General features: G+C 60.0%; 27 protein-coding genes. 14 read left to right on the top strand and 13 right to left on the bottom strand.

The genetic code is table 11. The annotated features are described in order from the left end of the window. The gene (locus AADW57_RS04875; RefSeq protein WP_341668928.1) at nucleotides 1-723 is read left to right on the top strand and encodes an arginyltransferase; all 723 of its coding nucleotides are present in this window, start codon (nucleotides 1-3) and stop codon (nucleotides 721-723) included. A 19-nt stretch (nucleotides 724-742) separates the two neighbouring features. Then, complete coding sequence (locus tag AADW57_RS04870) at nucleotides 743-1,777, top strand: quinone-dependent dihydroorotate dehydrogenase (RefSeq protein WP_341668927.1); 1,035 nt, start codon at nucleotides 743-745, stop codon at nucleotides 1,775-1,777. A 183-nt stretch (nucleotides 1,778-1,960) separates the two neighbouring features. Here the strand turns inward: AADW57_RS04870 and AADW57_RS04865 are convergent, their stop codons facing one another. From AADW57_RS04865 to AADW57_RS04850, 4 genes are all read right to left on the bottom strand, one after another. After that, nucleotides 1,961-2,569, bottom strand: coding sequence for a phasin family protein (locus AADW57_RS04865; RefSeq protein WP_341668925.1), 609 nt, complete (start codon nucleotides 2,567-2,569; stop codon nucleotides 1,961-1,963). A 268-nt stretch (nucleotides 2,570-2,837) separates the two neighbouring features. Further along, the gene (locus tag AADW57_RS04860; RefSeq protein WP_341668924.1) at nucleotides 2,838-3,641 is read right to left on the bottom strand and encodes an IclR family transcriptional regulator; all 804 of its coding nucleotides are present in this window, start codon (nucleotides 3,639-3,641) and stop codon (nucleotides 2,838-2,840) included. A gap of 68 nt (nucleotides 3,642-3,709) precedes the next feature. Then, nucleotides 3,710-4,519, bottom strand: a complete 810-nt coding sequence (locus AADW57_RS04855; RefSeq protein WP_341668923.1) for a competence/damage-inducible protein A — start codon at nucleotides 4,517-4,519, stop codon at nucleotides 3,710-3,712. Beyond that, entirely contained in the window at nucleotides 4,509-5,327 is an 819-nt protein-coding gene (locus AADW57_RS04850; RefSeq protein WP_341668922.1) for an EI24 domain-containing protein, read from the bottom strand. Before AADW57_RS04850 ends, AADW57_RS04855 begins: the two co-directional genes overlap by 11 nt. 72 nt (nucleotides 5,328-5,399) lie before the next feature. On the opposite strand from AADW57_RS04850, the gene AADW57_RS04845 reads away from it, so the two are divergent. Further along, nucleotides 5,400-5,789 carry a thioredoxin family protein gene (locus AADW57_RS04845; RefSeq protein ID WP_341668921.1) on the top strand — a complete coding sequence of 130 codons (390 nt, stop codon included), beginning with the start codon at nucleotides 5,400-5,402 and terminating at the stop codon, nucleotides 5,787-5,789. On the opposite strand, the gene AADW57_RS04840 is transcribed toward AADW57_RS04845, so the two are convergent. The 3 genes from AADW57_RS04840 to AADW57_RS04830 all read right to left on the bottom strand — a co-directional run bounded on the left by AADW57_RS04840 (nucleotide 5,769) and on the right by AADW57_RS04830 (nucleotide 8,287). Further along, nucleotides 5,769-7,151: a DEAD/DEAH box helicase gene (locus tag AADW57_RS04840; RefSeq protein WP_341668920.1), complete on the bottom strand. Its 1,383-nt coding sequence runs from the start codon at nucleotides 7,149-7,151 to the stop codon at nucleotides 5,769-5,771. The two genes, AADW57_RS04845 and AADW57_RS04840, sit on opposite strands and share 21 nt — an antisense overlap. Nucleotides 7,152-7,265: 114 nt before the next feature. Next, nucleotides 7,266-7,601 (bottom strand): AzlD domain-containing protein, encoded by a 336-nt coding sequence (locus AADW57_RS04835; RefSeq protein ID WP_341668919.1) that lies wholly within the window; start codon nucleotides 7,599-7,601, stop codon nucleotides 7,266-7,268. Further along, entirely contained in the window at nucleotides 7,598-8,287 is a 690-nt protein-coding gene (locus tag AADW57_RS04830) for an AzlC family ABC transporter permease (RefSeq protein WP_341669660.1), read from the bottom strand. The genes AADW57_RS04835 and AADW57_RS04830 overlap by 4 nt, the downstream gene beginning before the upstream one ends. 297 nt (nucleotides 8,288-8,584) lie before the next feature. Between AADW57_RS04830 and AADW57_RS04825 the strand changes: the two genes are divergently transcribed. Both AADW57_RS04825 and AADW57_RS04820 read left to right on the top strand, forming a co-directional pair. Continuing rightward, entirely contained in the window at nucleotides 8,585-8,797 is a 213-nt protein-coding gene (locus AADW57_RS04825; protein ID WP_341668918.1) for a zinc-finger domain-containing protein, read from the top strand. A gap of 104 nt (nucleotides 8,798-8,901) precedes the next feature. Next, on the top strand, nucleotides 8,902-9,993 hold the full coding sequence (locus tag AADW57_RS04820) for a YheT family hydrolase (RefSeq protein ID WP_341668917.1): 1,092 nt from the start codon (nucleotides 8,902-8,904) through the stop codon (nucleotides 9,991-9,993). A gap of 34 nt (nucleotides 9,994-10,027) precedes the next feature. Here the strand turns inward: AADW57_RS04820 and AADW57_RS04815 are convergent, their stop codons facing one another. The 4 genes from AADW57_RS04815 to AADW57_RS04800 all read right to left on the bottom strand — a co-directional run bounded on the left by AADW57_RS04815 (nucleotide 10,028) and on the right by AADW57_RS04800 (nucleotide 13,671). Next, nucleotides 10,028-11,524 (bottom strand): M48 family metalloprotease, encoded by a 1,497-nt coding sequence (locus tag AADW57_RS04815; protein WP_341668916.1) that lies wholly within the window; start codon nucleotides 11,522-11,524, stop codon nucleotides 10,028-10,030. Between the two features lie 132 nt (nucleotides 11,525-11,656). After that, nucleotides 11,657-12,511 carry a cytochrome c oxidase assembly protein gene (locus AADW57_RS04810; RefSeq protein WP_341668915.1) on the bottom strand — a complete coding sequence of 285 codons (855 nt, stop codon included), beginning with the start codon at nucleotides 12,509-12,511 and terminating at the stop codon, nucleotides 11,657-11,659. A 30-nt stretch (nucleotides 12,512-12,541) separates the two neighbouring features. Then, entirely contained in the window at nucleotides 12,542-12,883 is a 342-nt protein-coding gene (locus AADW57_RS04805) for a hypothetical protein (RefSeq protein WP_341668914.1), read from the bottom strand. A gap of 338 nt (nucleotides 12,884-13,221) precedes the next feature. Beyond that, entirely contained in the window at nucleotides 13,222-13,671 is a 450-nt protein-coding gene (locus AADW57_RS04800) for a hypothetical protein (protein ID WP_341668913.1), read from the bottom strand. Between the two features lie 134 nt (nucleotides 13,672-13,805). On the opposite strand from AADW57_RS04800, the gene AADW57_RS04795 reads away from it, so the two are divergent. The 6 genes from AADW57_RS04795 (at nucleotide 13,806) to ruvA (ending at nucleotide 19,171) form a co-directional block, all read left to right on the top strand. Then, the gene (locus tag AADW57_RS04795; RefSeq protein WP_341668912.1) at nucleotides 13,806-14,966 is read left to right on the top strand and encodes an FAD-dependent monooxygenase; all 1,161 of its coding nucleotides are present in this window, start codon (nucleotides 13,806-13,808) and stop codon (nucleotides 14,964-14,966) included. 103 nt (nucleotides 14,967-15,069) lie between these two features. Continuing rightward, nucleotides 15,070-16,065 (top strand): tRNA dihydrouridine synthase DusB, encoded by a 996-nt coding sequence (gene dusB, locus AADW57_RS04790; protein WP_341668911.1) that lies wholly within the window; start codon nucleotides 15,070-15,072, stop codon nucleotides 16,063-16,065. 51 nt (nucleotides 16,066-16,116) lie between these two features. Beyond that, complete coding sequence (locus AADW57_RS04785) at nucleotides 16,117-16,356, top strand: helix-turn-helix domain-containing protein (RefSeq protein ID WP_341668910.1); 240 nt, start codon at nucleotides 16,117-16,119, stop codon at nucleotides 16,354-16,356. A 26-nt stretch (nucleotides 16,357-16,382) separates the two neighbouring features. Then, nucleotides 16,383-17,975: a bifunctional phosphoribosylaminoimidazolecarboxamide formyltransferase/IMP cyclohydrolase gene (gene purH, locus AADW57_RS04780; RefSeq protein ID WP_341668909.1), complete on the top strand. Its 1,593-nt coding sequence runs from the start codon at nucleotides 16,383-16,385 to the stop codon at nucleotides 17,973-17,975. Nucleotide 17,976: 1 nt separating this feature from the next. Then, a complete protein-coding gene (gene ruvC, locus AADW57_RS04775; RefSeq protein ID WP_341668908.1) occupies nucleotides 17,977-18,522 on the top strand; it encodes a crossover junction endodeoxyribonuclease RuvC in 546 nt (181 codons plus the stop codon). Nucleotides 18,523-18,592: 70 nt separating this feature from the next. Continuing rightward, nucleotides 18,593-19,171 carry a Holliday junction branch migration protein RuvA gene (gene ruvA, locus AADW57_RS04770; protein ID WP_341668907.1) on the top strand — a complete coding sequence of 193 codons (579 nt, stop codon included), beginning with the start codon at nucleotides 18,593-18,595 and terminating at the stop codon, nucleotides 19,169-19,171. Nucleotides 19,172-19,224: 53 nt separating this feature from the next. Here ruvA and AADW57_RS04765 read toward each other — a convergent pair whose 3' ends face one another. Then, nucleotides 19,225-20,184, bottom strand: coding sequence for a threo-3-hydroxy-L-aspartate ammonia-lyase (locus tag AADW57_RS04765; RefSeq protein WP_341668906.1), 960 nt, complete (start codon nucleotides 20,182-20,184; stop codon nucleotides 19,225-19,227). 168 nt (nucleotides 20,185-20,352) lie between these two features. On the opposite strand from AADW57_RS04765, the gene ruvB reads away from it, so the two are divergent. Continuing rightward, nucleotides 20,353-21,423: a Holliday junction branch migration DNA helicase RuvB gene (ruvB, locus tag AADW57_RS04760; RefSeq protein ID WP_341668905.1), complete on the top strand. Its 1,071-nt coding sequence runs from the start codon at nucleotides 20,353-20,355 to the stop codon at nucleotides 21,421-21,423. Between the two features lie 51 nt (nucleotides 21,424-21,474). On the opposite strand, the gene pyrC is transcribed toward ruvB, so the two are convergent. Further along, nucleotides 21,475-22,533: a dihydroorotase gene (gene pyrC, locus AADW57_RS04755; protein ID WP_341668904.1), complete on the bottom strand. Its 1,059-nt coding sequence runs from the start codon at nucleotides 22,531-22,533 to the stop codon at nucleotides 21,475-21,477. Between the two features lie 332 nt (nucleotides 22,534-22,865). Here pyrC and AADW57_RS04750 point away from each other — a divergent pair, with 332 nt between their 5' ends. After that, nucleotides 22,866-23,144: an SWIB/MDM2 domain-containing protein gene (locus AADW57_RS04750; protein WP_341668903.1), complete on the top strand. Its 279-nt coding sequence runs from the start codon at nucleotides 22,866-22,868 to the stop codon at nucleotides 23,142-23,144. A 128-nt stretch (nucleotides 23,145-23,272) separates the two neighbouring features. Further along, nucleotides 23,273-24,694 (top strand): cryptochrome/photolyase family protein, encoded by a 1,422-nt coding sequence (locus AADW57_RS04745; protein WP_341668902.1) that lies wholly within the window; start codon nucleotides 23,273-23,275, stop codon nucleotides 24,692-24,694. Nucleotides 24,695-24,700 lie beyond the last annotated feature (6 nt).

The following is a 24,700-nucleotide window of genomic DNA, read 5'->3' as shown; positions in this document are numbered from 1 at the left end:
ATGAGCCACCCTAAAGCCCCCAGCCCCCAAACGCTGCAGTTTTATTCTACGGCCAGTTACGCCTGCAGCTATCTGCCCGATCACCAGGCGCGTTCCCTGGTCGCTGCGCCTTCGCACCTGATCAACGACAAGGTCTATTCCCGACTGGTCCAGCAAGGCTTTCGGCGCAGCGGCACCTTTACCTACCGGCCACACTGTGACCGCTGCCAGGCCTGTATGCCGCTGCGCTGCGACGCATTTCACTTTCTGCCGGATCGCAGTCAGCGCAAGACCCGCAAACGGCATGCCCACCTGCAGGCCAAGGTCATGCCGCTGCACTGGAGCAGCGACCACTACGAGCTGTACCGCCGCTATCAATCCCGCCGCCATCCCGGTGCCGGCATGGACGAAGACAATCAGGCTCAGTACGCGCAATTTCTGCTGGCCAGCCATGTCACCTCGCGCCTGGTGGAGTTTCGCGAGCCCGACGGTACCCTGAAGATCGTCTCGGTCATCGACCTGTTGCAGGACGGTCTGTCTGCGGTCTACACCTTCTTCGACCCGGACGATGCCGGCAGCCTGGGCACCTATGCCGTGCTCTGGCAACTGGAATATTGCCGTCAGCAATCCCTTCCCTGGCTGTATTTAGGGTACTGGATCGAAGAAAGCCGTAAAATGGCCTACAAAACCCGCTTTCGCCCGTACCAGCTGCTTACACAGGGCCGTTGGGAATGGCCGGATTAACCTCTTCTTAGCTGCCTGCATGTCTGCCCTATTCAGTCTTTATCCTCTGGCGCGCAAGGTTCTGTTCAGCCTGGACGCCGAACACGCCCACGAGCTGACGCTTAAATCTCTGCACTGCGCCCATACTGCCCCCATTCTGGGCTCCCTTCTGAAAGACTTGCCCGCCAAGCCCGTCAATCTGATGGGGCTGACGCTGCGCAATCCTGTCGGCCTGGCTGCTGGGTTGGACAAAAATGGGGCTCATATCGACGCGCTTGGCGCTCTAGGCTTTGGCTTTGTGGAAGTCGGCACCGTCACCCCCAAGGCGCAATCGGGCAATCCCAAACCACGCCTGTTCCGGCTGCCCCAGTCGCATGCGCTGATCAACCGTTTCGGGTTCAACAACGACGGGCTGGATGCCTTCGTGCAGAACGTGCGTCGCAGCCAATTTCGTGCCCAAGGTGGCATTCTGGGACTGAACATCGGCAAGAATGCCGCCACCCCCATCGAGCAGGCTCAGGACGACTACCTGATCTGTCTACGTGCCGTCTACCCGCACGCCGACTACATTACGGTCAATATTTCCTCGCCCAACACCCAGAACCTGCGTGCGCTGCAAGGACAAGACGAGCTCGTGCGACTGCTGGGCGCGCTGCAACAATTACGCACTCAGCTGGCTGACGAGCACGGACGCTATGTGCCCATCGTGGTCAAGATCGCACCCGACCTGGATCTGGATCAGATCGATGCGGTGGCCGACACCGTGCCGGGGCAAGGACTGGATGGCATTATCGCCACCAACACCACCTTGTCGCGCGACGCCGTTCAAGGTCAGCCGCATGCGCAGGAACAAGGCGGTCTGTCTGGACCACCGGTGCACGAACTTTCGCTCAAGGTTATTTCCCGGCTGCGCGAACGCCTGGGACCGGACTTCCCGATTATCGGCGTGGGCGGAATCGAGTCAGGTCGCCAGGCACGAGAAAAAATCCAGGCCGGTGCCCAAGCTGTGCAACTTTATACGGGTTTGATCTACAAAGGCCCGGCGCTTATTTCGGAATGCGTGCGCGCCTTGTAATGCTGCCTGCGTGTCCGACACGCCCGGTTCGCGTCAATTAAGCGCCAGCCAGGCGTCCCAAAACCAAAACCCGCTCTCGAATTGAAATGCCCCCCAAAGCTTGGATCAATGTCCAACTTTCGGGGGGCAGTCCGCAATGGCGGGGTTTTTTATTTGATTCCGATACCAGACCGGAATCAGCGCTTAGCCGGCATTGGCACCACGACGGTTACCCGAAGCAGCCGGAGCAGCGGCTTCCACCGTCTTGCTGCTGGCTTCGCTGACTTGCGCAGCGGCTTTCAGGCTGGCATTGGTCGCAGCCTGGATATTGCTGTCGGCTGCGTCTGCGGCCTGACGGGCCGCCTTGACCACGGTTTCAGCCGCATTGGATGCCGTAGCAAACGAGGTCTTGAGCAAAGCCACGGCGCTTTCAGTACCGGTAGGCGCGTTCTTGGCCAGTTGGTCGATGGTTTCGGTCACGTGCTGCTGGCCCTGAGCGATCTGGGATTCGGCAATACGGGACAGGTTCAGTTGCACGCCAGAGAAAATGTCGTACACGCTTTTGCCGTACTGCAGGGCTTTTTCGGCGTTTGGCTGAACCACGCTTTGCGTCAGGGCAACCACATCCTGCACATCTTTGACATTGATGACCTGCTGGGACTTGTTAGCGGCGTCTTCCAAAGACGAGCGCAGCACGCTCAGGTTCAGATCGACCAGTTTTTCAAAGCCTTGAAACAGTTGGCCTTGAATAGCGAACAGGTTGTCCAGGGTGGATTTCTGGGTTTCCAGTACGTTTTGTGGAATTGCACTCATGATGTTTTCCTTGAGGGTGCGCTACCCGGATCGGGCTGGCGCAAAGTTTGGAGACAGGAACTAGCAGACTTTGGTCTAAGAAGGCCCGACCCATTCACTGCTACCTAAGGCAAACCTTCCATGTTGCACCGCAACAATTTCAATGTAAGTCCAAAACCGAGGAATGTCAATGCATATTGCTGCGACGCAGCATTATTATGCGCATATCGCTACATTCGCACCAGTATAAAAGAGCGATATGACAAAAAAAAGACAATAGAACAGATACTTAGGCGGCACCCACATAACCGAGCGTCTGGGATATCTTGGACGCCGTGGACAGCAAAATTGGAATCCACTCATCGTGCATACGCTCGGCCGGCGCCGACAAGGACAAACCGGCCAGCAGCTTGCCTGTATCGTCATACACACCGGCGGCAATGCAGCGCACCCCCATTTCCAGCTCTTCGTTGTCGCGCGCATAACCCAGACGGCGCACCTGCGACAGTTCGCGCTCCAGGGCATCGAGCTGGGTCAGGCTGTTGCGGGTCGCGCCGGCCAGGCCGGTACGCATTACATAGGCACGGACCTGACGCGGTTCCCAGGAAGCCAGAAACAGCTTGCCGGTCGAGGTCAGGTGCAAGGGTGCATGGCCACCGATGGCGCGCACCACCTGCATGCCAGAGCTTTCGCTCCAGGAACGCTCCACATACACGATTTCATCGCCCTGCTGCAAAGACAGATTGACGGTTTGCCCAGTCAGCTTGTGCAGTTCGCGCATGGGTTCTATCGAGGCGGCGCGCACATTCAAGCGCCCCTTGACCAGCGAGCCCAATTCCAGCAAACGCATGCCCAGACGGTACAGGCCGCTGTCCACACGCTCCACATAGCGCCCAATGACCAGATCATTCAAGATGCGATGGGTGGTGGACGTATGCAGCCCGGTGGCCGCCGCCAGATTCTTCAGCGCAACGGGCTCGGACTGCTTGGCCAGCTCGTCAAGAAGAATCATGGCGCGCTCCAGTACCTGGATGGACATCTGGCTGCCACTGGCCGTAGAGGCGCTTGAGGTCGTAGAAGAACTTGTTGTCATTGTTGATAGGATCTTTGATGCAGCGCAACAAATCCCATATTATGGAATGGCGCCCGACTTGGCAAGCCCTATTTTTGCACGGGCGTCAGGCTGCCGCCTAGATCCAGAACCTGCTGCCGCAGGTAGTCCAGTGCCTGCACAGCCTGGTCGGGGTCGCCTTTGACACCCAGATCTATATAAGGCTGGCCTCCCGATTCGCCCACACTAGGCAGGCTGAAGGCTTTAATCCCAGGCCAGACCTGCTCCAGACGTTCCATCGCCGGCGTAATGCGCGACTCGGGCAGATTGAACGCCAGAAACGAATGCTCCACACGACGCACCTGGTGATGCAAAGATTGATAGCGTGTATCCAGCGTCCACTCCATCATGGGCCAGGCCATGACCGGAAAGCCTGGCATGAAGGTGTGGTTATTGATGAAAAAACCCGGAATTTTATTGAACGGATTGGGCACGATATCCGCGCCCACCGGAAACATACCCATCTGCAGACGTTGCTGGTTTTCCGGCACCGACATATCGGCGCTGCCCTGCCCGTTACGCGCATTGTCCGCGCAACGCTCGGCGATCAACTGCGCGGCCTCCGGGTGCAGCCGCAACTCGACCCCCAGCGCACGGGCGGCCGCCTGGCGCGTCTGGTCATCCGGCGTGGCGCCGATGCCTCCGCAACAAAAAACAATATCAGGCGTGGCAAAACTGCGCTCGAGCACAGCAGCAACGTCGTCCTGATCGTCCGAGACGATCTGCGCGCCGCCCAGTTGCAGCCCTCGTTGCGACAAAAGCTCGACCAGCTTGGCAAAATGCTTGTCCTGACGGCGTCCGGACAGGATTTCGTCGCCAATGATGATCAGACGGATTTTCTGTTGGCCTTTATGACTCATGGTGAATGACAGGATGCGAAGCGGTTGATATAGCCTGACGACGCAAACGCCGCAGGTTCTCCAGGGAAAAATGGGCAAAGACCAGCGCCGAAAACACCGGCAAAATCAGCCAGGCGGGCGGCAGCAGGTTCAGCAGCGCAAAGACCAGACCGATCAGCCAGTACTGCCGGTTCAGACCCGACCACAGCCAGCGGCGTTCGCGCACATCGGCATGTTCGACCAGGGAATCGACTTTCAGGATGCGGGTCAGGGCGAACACCCACCACAGAACCGGCAAGATCAGGGCAAAAGGCGGAAAAATCCACAAAGGCAGCGTCACCAACCACCCGACCACGAACAGCACCCCTACCCATACACTGTTCCATACGCTGTATACCGTGGCATTATGGCCGTGCTTGAGTACGTCTGGATAATCTTTCTGTTGCAAATGCCCGAGCACCAGCGGCATGACCAGCACGGCCGCCACCACCAGCCCCAGCGCACCGGCCAAGGGCAAAAGAATGCCGATGGCCAGCAAAGGCACCAGATACAGCTTAATGGAAAACAAGCCCAGACCGATCAACCACTGATCAAAGCTGGCAAACGCCCCCCAATCGCCCAGCAGACTCGAGAGCCAATTCTGCATGGGCGTCCAAAGCAACCAGGTCAGCAAGATCAGCCCCAGCAACATGATGGCAAAAGGCATGATCAGGGCCATCAACATCCGTGGTTGGAACTGTGACACCACCGCGCGCTTGAACGCAGTGGAGACACCGAACCAGCCCCCGGGAATGGATGGCATGCTCGAGGTGGAAGATGTGTCGGTCATAGAACTCCTGCTGGGCAAGTCGATTACCCGGGTATCATAGACACAGTCCCGTCTCTTTGTCTGTATGAATTTATGGCCCTGTTCACCGCCCATCTGCAGTTGCCAGCGCTAGCCGAGCATCTACGCGCGCACCCCGATACATTGCTGATTGCCTGTTTTTGCGCCGACTGGTGCAAGACCTGCAAACAGTACCAAAAAGCCTTCGAGTCCTTGGCCGAGCAATGGCCACAAGCCTGCCTGGTCTGGATCGACATCGAGGAGCTCCCCGAGCTGCTGGGCGACGAGGACATCGACGACTTTCCCACTTTGCAGATCCAAAATGCACAAGGGACCGTATTCTACGGTCCCCTGTTGCCTCATATCGAGCATCTGGAACGCCTGCTGCACAGCATATCGGCACACAGCCCCACGGTGCAAAGCGGCCCTGGCGATCTGCGCGCTTTAGTAGCGGCCGCCGCCTAACAACACGCCCACCGAGCGTTTACGGGGCGCATTGCTGCGCACTGCTACAGCCGGCTTGGCCGTCGTTGCCGAGGAAGGTTCGTACGGCTTCAGGAAAAATTCGTCCACCGGCGGTGTGCTGGGCTGGTAGGAACGGCGTTCGCCCCGCTCGTAACGACCGCCATTGCGATTCCCCGACGAGGACGCCGCCATCGACGGCAGGTCCAGACGCGCACGCGGAACCGCCGAACCGATCAATTTTTCGATGTCCTGCAACAAAGGTTCTTCGTCGGGCGACATCAAGGCAATGGCCTCGCCCGAGGCACCGGCACGGCCCGTGCGGCCGATCCGGTGTACGTAATCTTCTGCGTTATAAGGCAGATCGAAGTTGATGACGCAAGGCACGCCCGCCACGTCCAGCCCGCGCGCGGCCACATCGGTCGCCACCAGCACATCCACCTTGCCGCCTTTGAAGGCATCGAGCACCTTCATGCGCTCCAACTGGCTCTTGTTGCCATGAATGGACTCGGCGCGTATGCCTTCCCGCTCCAGAAAGCGCGCCAACTGACCGGCACCGATCTTAGTATTGGAAAACACGATGGTCTGAGTCAGTTTCTTGGTCTTGACCAGATGCACCACTGCACGACGCTTGTCGTCGGCTGGCATGGGATGGATCAATTGCGTCACGGTAGACGCGGTGGCATTGCGGGCCGCCACTTCGATTTCCACTGGATCGCTCAGGAAAGAACGTGCCAGCTTGCGGATTTCCTTGCTGAAGGTGGCCGAGAACAGCAAACCTTGCCGGTTCTTAGGCAAAAGGCTGACGATGCGATCCAGATCAGGCAAAAAGCCCATGTCCAGCATGCGATCGGCTTCGTCCAGCACCAGGATACCCACCTGCCCCAGATTGATGGTGCGCTGCTCGATATGGTCAAGCAGTCGGCCAGGTGTGGCAATGACCACTTCCACGCCTCGGCGCAGCGCTTCTTTCTGCGGGCCTATATCCACGCCGCCAAACACCACGGCCGAACGCAAAGGCACCGATTTGCTGTACAGCGAGATGCTTTCGGCCACTTGATCGGCCAGTTCGCGCGTGGGGGTCAGCACCAGGGCACGCACCGGATGGCGTGCCGGCGAGGCGCTGGTATTGGCATGGGCCATCAGGCGATGCAGGATAGGCAGCGAAAACGCAGCCGTCTTGCCCGTGCCCGTCTGAGCTGCGCCCATGACATCACGCCCGGCCAACACCACAGGAATGGCTTCCGCCTGAATCGGCGTGGGCTTGGCGTATCCCGCATCCAGAATGGCGCTCAGGATTCCAGGGTGCAGACCGAAATCAGAAAAAGTAACGGTATCGGAGGTCGAAGAAGTTTTATCTGTCATGTACGCAAAAATTCGGCTCGCCCAGGATTGGCAAGCAGTTGTAACAATCCTATTTTAGCTTATGCCTGCCTTTCCTATGCGAAAAAGCAGCCACGAACCGTCGGATTTGTGGCCTTATGCCACCACGGTGCGAATCAGCCAGAATGCCAGCATGCCGGCCACGATGACCCAGACGGCATTGCGAGTGCGGATGAAGACCAGCACAGCGATCAGACTGGCCAACGCTTTGATGGTGAGTTGGGGAGAGTCTCCGGGTGCCCAGGGCAGCAGCTCGGGCACGATAATCGCCGCCAAAGCAGCGACCGGTGCGTAGCGCAAAGCGCGCCGCATGCGCTCGGTCAGGGGCAACAAGTCGCCGAACATGAAATAGCCGGTGCGGGTCAGCAGGCTGCACAAGACCAGCAAGGCGATCGCACCTAAAACGTACCAATCATACTGCCAATCGCTCATTGCCGTGCGCCCCTGTGCCGTTGCAGTTGTTCTGCCGCCACGCCGGCCAGCACGCCGCCAAGCACCGCGGCCACCAGACCCAGACGCAAAGGCAGGGCCTGCCCGACCCAGGCGATGACACCGGCGGTCAATAAACAGGCCCACATGGGGCGACTATTGACCAGCGGTATCAGCAAGGCCAGCAAAGCCAAAATAGCGGCAAACTCCAGCGACCACGAGGTAGGCACATAGGCCCCCAGCACGATGCCTGCCAGCGAGGCGGTCTGCCAACTGATCCAGCCCGGCAGAATAATGCCCAGGTAATACCACAATTGTTCGCGCGTACCGCGCTGCTTGGCATCGCCAAACCGCGACATGAACAACACAAACACCATATCGCTGGTCAGGTAGCCCAGGCCCAGCCTGCGCTTCCAGTCCAGATGGCGAAAGTACGGTTGCAACGCAGCACCGAAAATAATGAAACGGATATTGACCACGAATCCGGCCACGAAAATCAGCCACAGAGGGGCTTGCGACTCGATCAGGGGCAAGGCGGTCAGCTGCGCCGATCCGGCATACACCAGCAAAGTCATCAAGACGGCTTCCAGGCCGCTCAGGCCCGACTTGATCATGGCCACGCCAGTAACAAAGCCCCAGACCACCGTAGCGATCAGGGCCGGAATAAAATCAATGAATCCTTCGCGCATGTTGACCCGTTCCTGCGGACCGGGCAACAGACGGGACAGTTTCGTGAAGGCTTGCACGCCCCTCCTCCTGCTGCTGCGCACGCGTGCGGCCGGGGCCACTGCGGCTATTTTGCTTTTGGTTCATTATTCTAGGTGCAAAACCCGGATACAGGCATCCAACACACCCACAGGTTCACGAAAAAAACGCCGTGTCTTGGTACAATCTTTGCTCTGCGCGCCCGGCGCATGGCTCAACCCCGTGTGCGGCGCTCTGTTTTTTTCTATTTACTTGTTGGTCTTCTCGTTTCCAGGAACCCTATGAGCGCCGCGATCGAACCCAAAAAAGCAGAACACGAACTGATCCTGGTCGGAGCCGCCGACCTGCCCGTGCACTGCCCCGGCCCCAAGGCACCACTGTGGAGCATGCATCCGCGCGTGTATATCGACATCAGCAAAACCGGCGAAGCCGCCTGCCCCTACTGTGGCGCGCGCTACCGCCTGAAAGACGGCGAAAAAGCCCACGGCCACTGATCCATACTGGTTGCATCGTTGTCTCCCGCGCCCTTCCCCCTGCTTCTGACGGCGGCTATGCAACGCCGGACGTTGCGCACGTGTTTGCATGGCGACCCTTGCTCATGAGCGCTCGCCTGGATTCCAGCGCCTGTCCTGCGCCCGCCTGGCTGCCCGGCGGCCATCTGCAAACCATTCATAGCGCGTTTTTCGCCCGCCATCATCACATCGCCTTTGTGCGCCAGCGCCTGGACACCCCCGATGGCGATTTTCTGGATCTGGACTGGACCGGGCCGGGCCTGTTTGCCGACAAACTGGCCAGCGGTGCCACTGCACACCCGGACGCCCACCTGTCGCGCACGGCTGCTCGGCGCTGGCTACAAGCCGATGACTGGGCCAGCCTGCCCTCCAGCCCCGACACACACGCCCTAGTTCTGTTCCACGGCCTGGAAGGCAGCAGCCGCAGCCACTATATTCAAGCTATCGCCCAATATTTCCGGGCACGCGGCTGGGTAGTGGTCGTAGCCCATTTTCGTGGCTGCTCGGGCTTTCCCAACCGCATGGCGCGGGCTTACTATTCCGGCGACTCGGACGAAGTCAGTTTTATTCTGGAGGCCGTCCGCCGCCATCTGCCCAACGCACGCTGGCACGCAGCCGGTACCTCGCTGGGTGGCAATGCCATGCTCAAATTCCTGGGCGAAGCGGGCGATAACGCCGCTTGGCTGCAAGCCTGCGCATCCATCTCGGTGCCGCTGGATCTGGTTGCCTGTGGCCGTTATCTGTCCGAATCGCGCATGGGTCGCTGGTTTTATTCGCCCTATTTCCTGAAAACCATGCGTGCCAAATTGCATGACAAAGCGCGCCGCTTTCCCGGACTGATCGATGTCGTACGCCTGAACCAGGCCCGTACGCTGCGCGAATTCGACGATATCTACACTGCGCCCATGCATGGCTTTCGTAATGCCCTGGATTACTGGACCCGGGCATCAAGCAAACCGTTGCTGCCCAACATAGCCGTGCCCACGCTGGTGCTGAACGCCCGCAACGATCCTTTTGTCCCGCAAAGCTGCCTGCCCGGCCCGCAAGATTGCTCAAACACGATTTTGCTGCATCAACCGGCCCAAGGCGGGCACGTCGGTTTTACCACGGGCCGCTTTCCCGGCAATATGGGTTGGCTGCCCGCACGGCTTGCGCGCTTTTTTGAAACACGCAGTTAAGCCGCTCCAACCCATGTGGCCGGAGCAAACCGGATCAAGAACGAAAACGCTCCAATAACACCCGTTCGTTTTCTACGCGTTCACGCAACTGCCGTATCTGCGTATCCAGCTCCGACTGCTGATAAAAATCGGAAGTCAGATTCCGGGCCTGCTGCAACTGCTCCACCGCCGTCGGCAAGGCACCGATCAACTGGTAATACTCGGCCATCACCCGCCGTGCCTTGACCCCGTCACCCAGCCTGTCGTAGGTCTGGGCCAGCAACTGGTGCAGGCGGGGAACATCGGGCCACTGTTCGATGCGCTGCAATAAAAAACGCTGAGCCTGTTCGTTCTGACCGGCCTGCTGCAACACCTGCACATACGCCAGCGCCACGCCCTGGCTTTGTGGCCAACGCTGCCAGGCTTGCCGGGCTGTGGCCAAGGCCGTCTCCCGATCGCCCGCCGCAATATCGATACTGATGGCCAGCGTATCAAGTTCTGGGGCCCGGTAGGAGGCCCGCTCGCCCGCCTGAGCCAGGAAGCGACGGGCCTGTTCGTATTCCTTGCGACCCAGCGCGATATAGGCCAGTCCATAACGGGCGGCCGAGCGCTCGATACTGTCCTGCTCCTGCTGGGCCGTGCTCTGCAAACTTTGCTCTACCCCGCGCAAGGCTTGCCCCGCCCCTGCCTGCATAATCATCAGCTTGGCGCGCACATACCAGAACGACGGCGTGTCCACATACCCCGACGCAGGCTGGCCGCCGACACGATTCTGGATGTCGGACTCGCGCTGACGGGACAGGGGGTGGGTGCTGGCATACTCATTGGCCGTGGCGCTCTCGTTCAGGCGCGAAGCCGAGGCCAGGCGCTGAAACATGCGCACCATGCCCTGAGGCTCGTATCCGGCCTTGGACAGCATCTCGAACCCGACCCGGTCGGCTTCCTGCTCGGCCTGGCGCGAAAAGCCCAGTTGCCGGTCTACCGCCGCCGCCTGACCGAACGCTGCCGCCCCCATCGCCAGATCGCCGCTGCCGGCCAGCGCCCCCAGCAGCGCACCGGCCAGGGCCGCAATCATCAAATGATTGCTCTGCGCGCTTTGAGTAATACCCCGTGCCACATGCCGCTGGGACACGTGTGCGATTTCATGCGCCAACACAGAGGCCAACTCGGACTCGGACTGCGAAGCCGTGATCAGACCGCTGTGAATCCCAATATAGCCACCAGGCAGGGCAAACGCATTGATACGGCTATCTCGCAAGGCAAACACCGTGATCGGCTGCTCCATAGCCGGGCCGTGGCGCGCCAGCTTGCGCCCCATATCGGTCAGGTACTGATTGATGTCGGAATCGGCCACATAATCCGGGGAACGCCGCCCCTGTTCCATGATGGCATTGCCCAATGTACGTTCGAGCGACGGCGACAGCTCCGCCCCCGAGGCGGCTCCCATCGACGGAATGCCTATGGGCTGGGCATGCGCCGGCATGGCCAGCCCGGCCGCTAAGGCCAGAATCAGACCAGTACGCGCAAGGGGAAAAACAGATCTAAACAACATTCGGACTCCCGACAATACACAAAACCCCGCCCTTGCGACGGGAGCACCCTGACCTGGACAGGCAGGCAAAGCGGCATAAGCCCAGCCTGCGGCCACCCCGACATCAAGGGCAAAGCCGACGAGCGCCCTGGCTCAGGGAGCCGGGGCCGGCACACGTGCGGGGCGACGCGGCGATTCGGGCAAACGATTGCGCGCGGACAGCCGCATCAAGGTGCCCAAAGCATAAAGCAGGCCGAACACCTCGACCAGCCCCGCCAGCACCCACATGATCAGACCGCCCATTACCTGATCGGCCACCGCATCCATGCCCGCTATGGCCCGGCCGCACAGATCGAAGATAGGATAGAGATCGTATTCGGTAAAGGTTATGACGGCACCCACAATCATTTGCGGCACCATAGTGATGACAGGCGACAGAATGCGTCCGCCGACCGACAAGCGTGCGGGCGGCGACGGCCGACGATCCAGAATCAGATTCCAGTACAAAATGCCGCTGATGACCACAGACCAATTCATCAACCGGTACAGACGCCAATCCAGCATGGAGTAGAACTGGACGACAGGCAACATCCAGACCAGCACCAGAAACACGAACAGGAATGCGACCAGCACAGGATGGGTCAAAACGGCCTGCGTGCGGCGTCCGGATGGGCGACGCAGCCAGGCGGCCAAACGACGCCGCCAAACCAGGGGCAAGCCGGCCCGTAGCGTCTGGCCCGGATAGGCCCCCATCAAGAACAGCGGGCCCAGATGATGCAGGATCAAGTGCTGGGCCCGATGAATGAAAAACATGCGCTCTGCGTAATAGTCCAGACGCGTATGCAGCGACAGGTACAACAGAATCAGACCGATCCAGAAAAAACACTGACGCACGCAATTGGGCCGATGGACTCGCCGCCCCCGAATGTACAGCACGATGACCAACAGAAACGTCGCCAGCAAGACGGGCGAAAATTCCCACGGGGTCAGCCAGTCCATCAGGTTCATGGAAGCGCAATCCGGAAAACCAGTTGCGTTTTAGTTTATAGCAATACGCTCGCGTCCAGCCCACTTGACGTTGAGCACGCCCGGGTAATCACGAATAAGACGGGCGCGCTGCATAAGGTCGGCACGCCGATCCGGCGCACAAGCCAGCGTAATGCACGCTTGAGCCGTATCGTGGGTATCGGAGTGATCGACTTCCAGGTTGGTGATCCGGATGCCGGCCGTGTTCAGATCCGAATAAATACGCCGCCGCAACTGGGCCAGATCGCCGCGCGGGCAAACCACGGTCAAACGGGACACGGACACATCGGAGCGCGCACCCGCCGTAGAGGCCTGGATTCCGGCGCGACGCAGAAAGAGATCGAAAATACGCATACATTCCCCCTTTTGCGCATGAAACATGCAGCACATCAGGACGCAGAGACCGGTAGGCCCCTGTAAGGATGGAATAGCGGGATTTGAGCGGCGGATAACTGCCGAAAAAACCACGCCCTGTGTTTTTCCAGGGCGTGGCAAGCTGCGAGAGAATCAGCGGGCCTGAACGCGCCTGGACATCAGTACGTCGATAAATAATCGACTGGGACTGTCGCCGGGGTCGGGATTCACCACGCAGCTCCTATAGAATTGAAGAATCGTTATTGTAGCGCGAGCGCTCGATCGCCACAAGGAAAACCCCCTGCGGAAAAGTTTGTAAACCTTTGTTTTACAACACCCTAATAGATGCCGCCATCCAACCAGCCAAGCGCGCGGTACACAGCAAGAATAATAACCGTCAGCCAGTACAGGCCGATATTCACCAAAGCCACGGCTCCAAGCACCGCGGTCAAAACACTAGGCCAACCGTGGCGGTTGCTGACCTCCTGCCGGGGATTGTAGAGCGCATCGAAACGCGCCGGATCGCGCAAGGCCAGAACCACCGATTCCAGAATGCCCGCCACAACCGGCACAAACAACAAATGCAAAAAGACCGACTCCCGCCAGTTAGCGGCAAACAGCATGCCTGCAAGCATCAGCACGGAATAGACTAATGGCAGCCACCATCGTCGTCGGCCCAAGTACAGTCCATGCGCCCCGAGTGCCCCCAGGGTCAAGGCCAGCCATGCGGCCACTGTCTTATTGCGAAAGTGCGGCGCACCTTCCAGCAGCAATGCGGGTGGGGACATAGAAGTGCATCCAAGCCGGGGCCGGATCGGCCGTTGTCCGAAAGCGCCAACCAGCGCGACGCTGGACAGGCCGCCGCAATGATCGCCTTCCCGTACAATACCCGAATTGCCACACCGTCGTCACGAGCTCCTCCATGAACGCCACCGACTTTGATATTGCCATCTGTGGGGCCGGCCCGGTCGGCACGGCCCTGGCCTTGCTCTTGGCCAAGCAACACCCGCATCCGGACCGTATAGCCGTCTTGGGCAAGAATTTCGACCTGGCAAGGACCGAGCACGTTCAGGGCGACCCGCGCACGCTGGCACTGAACCACGGCAGCCTGCGACTGCTTCAGGGACAATTGCAAGCCTGGCCGCGCCGGGCCGCCCCCATGCGCACCGTGCATGTGTCCCAGCAAGGACGGCTAGGTCGCTGCCTGATCCAGGCGCACGAAATGGGCGTCGCCGATCTGGGTGCGGTCGTCCACTACGACGATCTGCTCGAAAAGCTGCATGCACGCCTGCGTGACAGTGGCGTCACCCTGATCCCAGCCCAGATTGCCCAGGCAAACTCGGCCCCAGGCCATATGCGGGTCCAGCACGACGCCGGGCAATCGTCGGCCCTGCTGGCGATCCAGTGCGACGGCGCGCGACCCAACGGCCTGCGCCGCGAATACAAGCAACATGCCTTGCTGACCACGGTGCGCGCCAGCCGCCCACAAGACGGCTGGGCCTACGAGCGCTTCACCGCCCACGGCCCCCTGGCCGCCCTGCCGCACCCCGATGGGGCCGATTTATACGGCATTGTGTGGTGCAACGGCCCCGAACGCAGCCAAACGCTGGCCGAACTGCCCGAGTCAGACTTCCAGCACGCCTTGATGCAGGCCTTTGGCGAACGCCTGGGGCAATTGCACACCGTCTCGGACCGACATCTCTTTCCGCTCGCCTTTCATGCCGGACCCAGTCGGCTGGCCGAACGCATGCTGGCGGTCGGCAATGCGGCCCAGACCCTACACCCGGTCGCCGGCCAAGGCCTGAATCTGGGTTTGCGCGATGTGGCCCAACTGGCACACAGCCTGGCCCCCTGGCAGTCCGATTGTCGCCAGAGCCCAACCCCCTTTCTAACCCGCTACGCCCGCTTGCGCCGTCCAGACCGCTGGTTGACCGCTGCCATCACCGACACGTTGCCGCGTCTGTTCGCCACGCACAATCCGCTGATCCAGCACGCCTGTGGGCTGGGCCTGCTGGCCATGGACACCTTACCCCTGGCCCGCCTGCCCTTTGCCCGCCAGCTTCTGCAAGGTCTGCGCGCCTGACTCCTGGCCGGCACGGTCTGTGTCAATGCAGGCCGTGCCGTTTCCGCACCACGCCCCCAAAGACTTCCCCACAGAGCCGAGCCGGAGCGTTAAAATCCTATAAATGCGCATCGGTTCCTGGACCCTTCCCAATCCTATTTTCATCGCCCCTATGGCTGGCGTCACCGACAGGCCTTATCGTCGGCTGTGCAAAGCCCTGGGTGCCGGTTATGCCGTCTCGGAAATGGCGGCTAGCAACAAGCGCTTATGGGACAGCGTCAAAACCGCCCGACGCTTGAACCACGATGGCGAAATCGATCCTGTCGCCGTGCAAATCGCCGGTTCCGACCCCGACATGATGGCCGAAGCAGCAGTGTTCAACATCAGCAAGGGTGCCCGCATCATCGATATCAATATGGGCTGCCCGGCCAAAAAAGTGTGCAATGTCGCCTCCGGCTCGGCTCTGCTGCGTGACGAAAACCGGATTGCCCAAATCCTGGACAGCGTTGTCAAGGCATGTACTCCCCACCAGGTTCCGGTTACACTCAAGACCCGCACCGGCTGGGACGCGCAATCGCGCAATGCTGTCCGTATCGCCCGGCTGGCCGAAGACCTCGGCATTGCCGCTTTGACCCTGCACGGTCGCACACGCTGCGACTTCTACCAGGGACAGGCCGAATACGACACCATACGCGAGGTCAAAAACAGCATCTCTATTCCGGTCATTGCCAATGGGGATATCGATAGTCCCGAAAAGGCCAAGTTCGTACTAAAGTACACCGGAGCGGATGCCGTCATGGTAGGACGGGCAGCCCAAGGCCGCCCCTGGATATTCCGGGAAATCCTGCATTATCTTGAACACGGTGAACACCGCGCAGCTCCTTCGTTCGCAGAGCTGCGCGACTGCATGATAGAGCACCTGGAAGATCACTACGCGTTCTACGGGCAGCACACAGGCGTACGTACTGCCCGCAAGCATATCGGCTGGTATCTGTCCGGCATGCCCGAGGCCGAACACTGGCTGGGACGCATCAATCGTATCGAATGCTGTACCGAACAACTGCAGGCCATCATCCACTGGTTCGACGAATGCGATCTCGACCAGCCTTATCAAGGATAAGGCGTCGAAAACGGCTCTTTTGTATTTAAGCAACGTATACCTTAAAAAAACATGTCTACGACCAACCCACTCGAACAGTCCGTACGTGAGCGCCTGGAACGCTACTTCGCCGACCTGGGCGACTCCGAGCCACGCGACATGCTGTCGATGGTCATCTCCTGCGTGGAACGGCCTGTTCTGCAAGTTGCCCTGGAAAAATCCGCCGGCAACCAGTCCAAAGCCGCGGAAATGTTGGGCATCACGCGCAGCACTCTGCGCAAGAAGCTGAACGCCCACAACCTGCAACCCTGATTCTCAACTATCAAGCCTCACCTTCCATGAAAATCCAGACAGCTCTTCTTTCTGTCTCCGACAAGACCGGTATTGTCGAGTTCGCCCAGGCACTGGCCAAGCGCGGCGTGCGTCTGCTGTCCACAGGCGGGACCGCCAAGCTGCTGGCGCAAGCCGGTCTGGCCGTAACCGAAGTGGCGCAACATACCGGTTCGCCCGAGATCCTGGACGGCCGCGTCAAGACGCTGCACCCCAAAATTCACGGGGGCCTGCTGGCACGCCGGGACAGCGCCGAACACCTGCAGACAATTCAAGAGCACGGCATCGATCGCATTGACCTGCTGGTCGTCAATCTGTATCCGTTTCGCGAAACTGTCGCCAAGCTGGGCTGTACCTTTGCCGACGCCGTCGAGAACATCGACATAGGCGGCCCCGCCATGCTGCGTGCCGCTGCCAAGAACCACGGCACGCCCGAAGGCGGCGTCTGCGTGGTCATCGATCCGACCGACTACGAACGCGTGCTGGCCGATATCGACAGCCCCGCCGGCCAGCCATCCTATGGCCTGCGCCTGGAATTGGCCGCCAAGGTCTACGCCCACACCGCATCCTACGACGGTGCCATCGCCGCCTACCTGAGCAGCCTGGCACAGGCCGAGCCCGCTCAAGACAGCGCGCCCGAGCGTGCAGAATGGCCGCGCGTGCTGACCATCCAGGTTCAGCAGCAGCAAACCCTGCGCTACGGCGAAAACCCGCACCAGTCCGCCGCCTTTTACGCGGACGGGCAGATCGGTGCCGGTCTGTTGGGCCGCTACCGCCAGTTGCAAGGCAAAGAACTGTCGTACAACAATATCGCCGATGCCGATGCCGCCTGGGAATGTGTACGCAGTTTTGATGCCGGTGCCTGCGTCATCGTCAAGCATGCCAACCCCTGCGGCGTGGCCTTGGGCGAAACGGCCGAACAATCCTACCGCAAGGCTTTCCAGACCGACCCCACATCGGCCTTCGGCGGCATCATCGCCTTTAACCGCGAAGTGGACGAAGCGGCCGCCCAGGCCATCAGCAGCCAATTCGTGGAAGTATTGCTGGCACCGTCCTATACCCAAGGCGCTCTGGACGTATTCGCCACCAAGAAAAACGTGCGCGTGCTGACCGTGGATGCGGGCGACGCCCACAACGCCTTTGACGTCAAACGGGTTGGCGGCGGCTGGCTGGTGCAGACACCCGATACCTTCCGCGACAATATCCAGGCCTTCCAGGTCGTCACACAAGTCCAGCCCACCGCCCAGCAGATGCAAGACTTGCTGTTCGCCTGGAACGTGGCCAAGTACGTCAAGTCCAATGCCATTGTGTTCTGCGGCCAGGGCATGACGCTGGGCGTAGGCGCAGGCCAGATGAGCCGTGTGGATTCCGCCCGCATCGCCTCCATCAAGGCCGAGAACGCCGGGCTGACGCTGGCCGGATCGGCCGTGGCATCGGACGCGTTCTTCCCATTCCGCGACGGCCTGGACGTGGTGGCCCAAGCGGGTGCGACCTGCGTGATCCAGCCCGGCGGCAGCGTGCGCGACGACGAAGTCATCGCAGCCGCCAACGAACGCGGCATTGCCATGGTCCTGACCGGCACCCGCCACTTCCGCCACTGATATGCGTATCCTGGGCATAGACCCTGGCCTGCGTCGCACCGGTTTCGGGGTGATCGACGTCCAGGGGCCCAGGCTCAGCTATATCGCCAGCGGGACCATCGTGGTCCCGTCGGATCTTGCGCTAGCGCAGCGCCTCAAGCTCATTCTGACCCACATCGCGCAAGTCATAGAGCAGAGCAAGCCGGATACGGCCGCTATCGAAAAAGTATTCGTCAACAACAACCCGAACTCCACCCTGCTGCTGGGCCAGGCGCGCGGCGCGGCGCTATGCGCCCTGGCGATGGGCGGGTTGGACGTACACGAATACACCGCGCTGCAGATCAAGAAAACCGTTGCCGGCAACGGCCACGCCGCCAAAGAGCAGATACAGCTCATGGTGCAACGTCTTTTGCAACTGAACGGCTTGCCCGCGCCGGACTCGGCCGACGCGCTGGCCTGCGCCATCAGCCACGCACATCATGCCAGCGTGCTGGCTGGCCTGCAAAAGAATGGGGTGTTGGCAGCCGGCCCGCGCCGCCGCATCCGGGCTGGCAGAGTCTTGGGCTAGGCCCGCCCGTGCCATGCCGGACACAAATAGTTTGAATCATGTTTAAGGCCCTGAAACCAAAGGTATTGCCATGATAGGTCGCATTCGCGGAACCCTGATTGAAAAACAACCGCCTACTATCTGTGTGGATGTAGGGGGCGTAGGCTACGAAATCGACGTGCCCATGAGCACGCTCTACCAAATGCCCGAACTGGGCGCGCAAGTCAGTCTGTACACCCATCTGGCCATCCGTGAAGATGCGCACGTACTGTTTGGGTTTTCCAGCCTGGCCGAACGCAGCACCTTTCGCGCCCTGATCAAAGTGACCGGCATAGGCGCGCGCATCGCGCTGGCACTCCTGTCGGGCATGAGCGCCAGCGAACTGGCCGATGCCGTCACCCGTCAGGAAAGCGGCCGACTGATCAAGATTCCAGGCATAGGCAAAAAAACGGCCGAACGGCTGCTGCTGGAGCTGCGTGGCAAGCTGGGTGCCGACCTGGGCAGCCATGCAGCGGCCACCGCCCCAAGCAGCCACGACGATGTGCTGCATGCACTGGAAGCCCTGGGCTACTCCAACAAAGAAGCCGCCATTGCGGTCAAGGCTCTGCCAGAAGGCATTGATGTCTCCGAAGGCATCAAACAAGCACTCAAGGCGCTTTCGCGCGCTTAACGCACACACAGAGGCCGGGACAAAACGAGCGCGTCCCGGCATCCAGGCGGCAATCATCCCAGCAAGCGCCCCCAGGCGGCCAGATCCACATTGCCGCCACTAATCAGCACCCCTACACGCCGACCTTGCAGATCGACCTGCCGCATCACCGCGGCCGCGCCCAGGCAACCTGTGGGTTCAACCACGATCTTCATGCGCCCGGCAAAAAAACGCAGCGCCTCGATCAGTTCGTTATCCGTGGCGGTAAGAATATCGGCGACATGCCGGCGAATGATGTCGAAAGTCATCGGAGCCAGCGCCTGGGTCAATGCCCCATCGGCAATCGAAGCCGGCGGGGCAATCTTGACGATAGCTCCGCTTCGCAGCGATTGCTGGGCATCATTGCCGGCCAACGGCTCTACACCATAGACCTTGCAATCCGGTGCCATAGCCTGCGCCGTCAACAGACAGCCCGACAGCAGGCCGCCGCCGCCCAGTGGCACATACAGCTCCTGCAGATCCGGCACATCTTCCAGCAGTTCACGCGCCGCTGTCCCCTGCCCCGCGATGACATCAGGATGAGCAAACGGCGGAATCAAGGTCAATCCCTGACGATCCACCAGATCCTGGGCGATCTGCGTCCTGTCCTGAGTCAGGCGGTCGCATTCGATGACTGTAGCCCCATAGCCGCGTGTCGCGGCCAGCTTGGCGGCCGGCGCATCGGAGTTCATGATGATGGTGGCCGGAACATCCAGCAAGCGTGCCGCCAGCGCCACCGCCTGGGCATGATTACCCGACGAAAATGCCACTACTCCGGCGCGCCGCTGCTCGGGCGACAAAGCGGCCAAGGCGTTATAGCCGCCACGAAACTTGAACGCTCCGATGCGCTGGAAATTCTCGCACTTGAAATACACCTGACCATTCAGGCGTTGGTTCAGAGTGGAGGAGGTCAGGACCGGCGTGCGATGGGCCACCGGCAGCAGGCGCTGGGCGGCACTTAGCACATCATCGAAAGTGGGTAGAGTAAAAGACATGGGTAAAATCTCGTCTGTAGACCATAGCCCCGACATTATGCGGGAATAGCGCGGCTTGCGCCCGGCGCAACCGTGCCACTCATGCAGCCGGGCATCCGGTTCTACTGCGCGCGCCCCTGAAAGGGCCGCATGATGTACCATACTGTATATTCAATCAGCCTACGCACCATGGCCATTCATTCCGATTCGCTCTCCAGCCTGCCCACCGAACAGCGCGTCATCACCCCAAAGGCCTTGTCGCCCAACGAAGAATCCGTCGAACGCGCACTGCGCCCCAAGATGCTGGAGGACTACGTGGGCCAGGCTCGCGCGCGCGAACAACTGGAAATCTTCATCGCCGCCGCCCGGCAACGCCAAGAAGCCCTGGATCACGTACTACTGTTCGGTCCGCCCGGCCTGGGCAAAACCACACTGGCGCACATCATTGCCCACGAAATGGGCGTCAATCTGCGCCAAACCTCCGGTCCCGTGCTGGAGCGTCCGGGCGACCTGGCCGCCTTGCTGACCAATCTGGAACCCAACGACGTCCTGTTCATCGATGAAATCCACCGACTCTCGCCCGTGGTCGAAGAAATCCTCTACCCGGCGCTGGAAGACTTCCAGATCGACATCCTGATAGGCGAAGGCCCGGCGGCACGCAGCGTCAAGCTGGACCTGCAGCCCTTTACGCTGGTCGGTGCCACTACCCGCGCCGGCATGCTAACCAACCCCTTGCGGGACCGCTTCGGTATTGTGTCCCGGCTGGAATTCTACGACGTGGATGATCTGGCCAGCATCGTGGCCCGCAGTGCGGGTCTGCTCAATGTATCCACCACGACCGAAGGCACGTACGAAATCGCGCGTCGTTCGCGCGGTACGCCACGCATTGCCAACCGCCTGTTGCGCCGGGTGCGCGATTATGCCGAAGTCAAAACAGGCGGCATCATCCACACCGACTGCGCGCAAGCTGCGCTGGCCATGCTGGAAGTTGATCCGCAAGGCCTGGACCTGATGGACCGTAAACTGCTGGAAGCTATTATCCACAAATTCGATGGCGGCCCTGTCGGGGTGGACAGCCTGGCAGCCGCCATCGGCGAAGAACGCGATACCATCGAAGACGTCATCGAACCCTATCTGATCCAGCACGGCTTTTTGCAACGCACACCGCGCGGACGCATTGCAACGCTGGGCACCTGGCGGCACCTGGGCCTGACACCCCCACGCAATCTTGGCTCCCAAGACCTGTTCGACCCTTCGTAATGAAAAAGCGCGTGGCCTCTGCCACGCGCTTTTTTAATTCGGTCAGCCGACTCAGGCCACCACACTCCACTCCAACGCCTGCCCCGCTGCCAGCGGCACCAAGGGATCTCCGGCCATATCCACGGAATCGGGGATGGCAAAGGGGCGACGCTGCAAGGTCAGACTGCCTTGATTCACGGGCAGACCATAAAATGCCGGCCCGTTCAGGCTGGCAAATGCTTCCAATTTATCCAGTTGGCCAATCTGGTCAAACGCCGTTGCATACAGCTCCATCGCATGCAAAGCGGTATAGCAACCGGCACAGCCACATGCCTGCTCTTTGCGACTGCGCGCATGCGGAGCACTGTCTGTGCCCAAAAAGAAACGCCCCCCATCGCTGACGGCGGCTTTCAGCAAAGCCTGTCTATGCGTTTCGCGCTTCAGGACAGGCAAGCAGTACCAGTGCGGCTGCAAGCCGCCCTGAAACAAGGCATTGCGGTTATACAGCAGATGGTGAGCGGTCAGCGTCGCCGCGACCGGGCCTTCGGCCTGGCTGACGTAGGCAGCACCATCAGCTGTGGTCAGGTGCTCGAACACGACTTTAAGCGCGGGAAAGGCCTTGCGCATCGGAATCATGACGCGTTCGATAAACACCGCTTCGCGATCGAACAAATCCACACGGGGATCGGTGACTTCACCATGCATGAGCAAAGGCATACCGACCTCCTGCATCACCTCCAGCACCTTGGAACACTTGCCCAGCAAATCGGTCACACCCGCGTCCGAATTGGTCGTGGCACCGGCCGGATACAACTTAACTCCATGTACAGATCCGCTGTCTTTGGCGCGCCGCATCTCGTCCGGATCGGTGTTATCCGTCAGATACAAGGTCATCAGGGGCTCAAAATCCGTCCGGCCGCCACCTTTGGCCACAGCGGCCACAATGCGTTCGCGGTAGGCCTGGGCCTGGGCGGTCGTGGTCACCGGCGGCGTCAGGTTCGGCATGACGATGGCCCGACCAAACTGGGCTGCCGTATGACCGACAACCGACTCCATGACAGCGCCATCGCGCAAATGCAGGTGCCAGTCATCCGGACGGCGAATTACAAGGGTATCCACGGAAAGGCTCATAACAAGGCTCGGAAATTGGCGATCCGCCCTGCGCGCGGCGCAGGACCGCGCAAAAGCAGCAAAATGCCACAGCGCAGCGTCGCCTAATTGATCAGTAATCCACCATTATGCTACAGCCTCGCTCCGTACGCATGTTTGCCCCTGGTTCTTGCCGGGCCCTGTCCGCGCCCGCATTCATCCTGTACACCCAGCCAAGAAAGCCCCCTCGCCGCCCAATCCGCAAACGGTCACAAATGGCTTGGATTTCCTGCAGGTATCACGGTATGCTGACAACGGAGTCGTGCCCAGTCGCATATCCTGTCCTTTCAACTTATTCATCAGGAGTTCTGTTCATGGCCAGCACCGAGAAAAAGCCTGCCGCTCGCAAACCCAATGCAGCATTCATGAAGCCTCTCACTCCTAGCCCCACTCTGGCTGCCGTGATTGGTCCGGGCGCGCTACCGCGCACAGAAGTCACCAAGAAAATCTGGGACTACATCAAAAAGCACAATCTCCAGGACCCCGCCAACCGCCGCAACATCAATGCCGATGCCAAGCTGCGTCCCCTGTTCGGCAAGGACCAGGTATCCATGTTCGAACTGACCAAATTGGTCAGCACTCATCTCAAATGAGCTGCCGGTGCTACGGCACCTTGCGCAGTAACAGGCCGCGCCGCTGATTCCAGCCGCGGCTTTTTTTATGAACGCATCCAGACCAACCCAGAAAGGATGCCCATTTTTGTCTGCTTGCCTTTTACGCCATGACTGCCCCTTTGTCCCTTTGCTGGCTGCGCCGCGATCTGCGGCTGCAGGATCATGCCGCTTTACATCATGCATTGAGCAGCGGCCATCCGGTAGCCTGCGTCTTTGTCTTTGATACCGAGATTCTTCAAACACTGCCTGCCGATGACCTGCGCGTCGCCTTTATTCTGGAAAGCCTGCGGGAAGTGCAGCAGCACCTGCGAGCCTTGGGCACGGAACTGATCACTGCCATCGGCGATCCCGTCAGGGTGATTCCCGAGCTGGCCCTAAAGTTGCAGGCCCAGGCCGTCTATGCCAACGAAGACTACGAGCCCCAGGCGCTGAAACGTGACGCCGCCGTCACGCAAGCCCTATCCAGGCAAGGCAAGCAACTGCATGTTTACAAGGATCAGGTTATCTTCGCCCGCGACGAAATCCTGAACCGCCAGGCCCGTCCCTATACCGTTTTCACCCCCTATAAACGTGCCTGGCTGGAACGGATACATCCCCAATGCCTGCTTGCCTACGATACTCAGTGCGGCTCATGGGCCACATTGACGGAGCAGGCACTGCCCAGCCTGACCGAGCTGGGATTTGAATCGGATCTGCTGGAACGCTTGCGTCAGACACCCGGCATGCATGGTGCGCAAAAGCTGGTGGAACAATTTGAACCACGCCTGCATGCTTATGACAGCCTGCGGGACTTCCCCGCCAAACGGGGAGTATCTTATCTGGCACCACACTTACGCTTTGGCACCCTGTCCATCCGTCAGGCCGTCTCTATGGCCTGGCCCAGCGACTCTCAAGGCGCAGCCACCTGGTTAAGCGAACTGATCTGGCGCGAGTTCTATCAACAATTTCTGTGGCACCACCCCGAATCCGCCACACAAAGCTTCAAACCCGTTTACCGCGATCTGCCCTACCCTAACCGTCAGGACTGGTTCCAAGCCTGGTGCGAAGGCCGCACTGGCTATCCTGTCGTGGATGCAGCCATGCGGCAGCTGAATCAATCGGGCTATATGCATAACCGGCTGCGCATGATCACTGCTTCCTTCCTGGTCAAAGATTTGCTGATAGACTGGAGGTGGGGCGAACAGTATTTTTCCCGCAAGCTGCTCGATTACGACATGGCGTCCAACGTCGGCGGCTGGCAATGGGCTGCGTCCACCGGTTGCGATGCACAACCCTACTTCCGCATCTTCAACCCGGTCACCCAATCACGTAAGTTCGACCCTAACGGAGACTTTATTCGGCGCTATGTGCCTGAACTGGCCCGGCTCGACAACAAGGCCATTCATGCCCCTTGGCAAGCCCGGCAACTGCCACTGGATTTTTCTTTGGGACAGGACTATCCCTTCCCTATCGTGGATCACGATGTCCAGCGGCCTCTGGCCCTGGCTTTGTTCAACATAGCGCCAGAGAACAAGACAGACAGTCAATAAGGATCA

The organism is Alcaligenes sp. SDU_A2 (assembly GCF_038237375.1).
Lineage (GTDB): Bacteria > Pseudomonadota > Gammaproteobacteria > Burkholderiales > Burkholderiaceae_B > Alcaligenes.
This window is presented reverse-complemented; position numbering and strand designations above follow the sequence as displayed.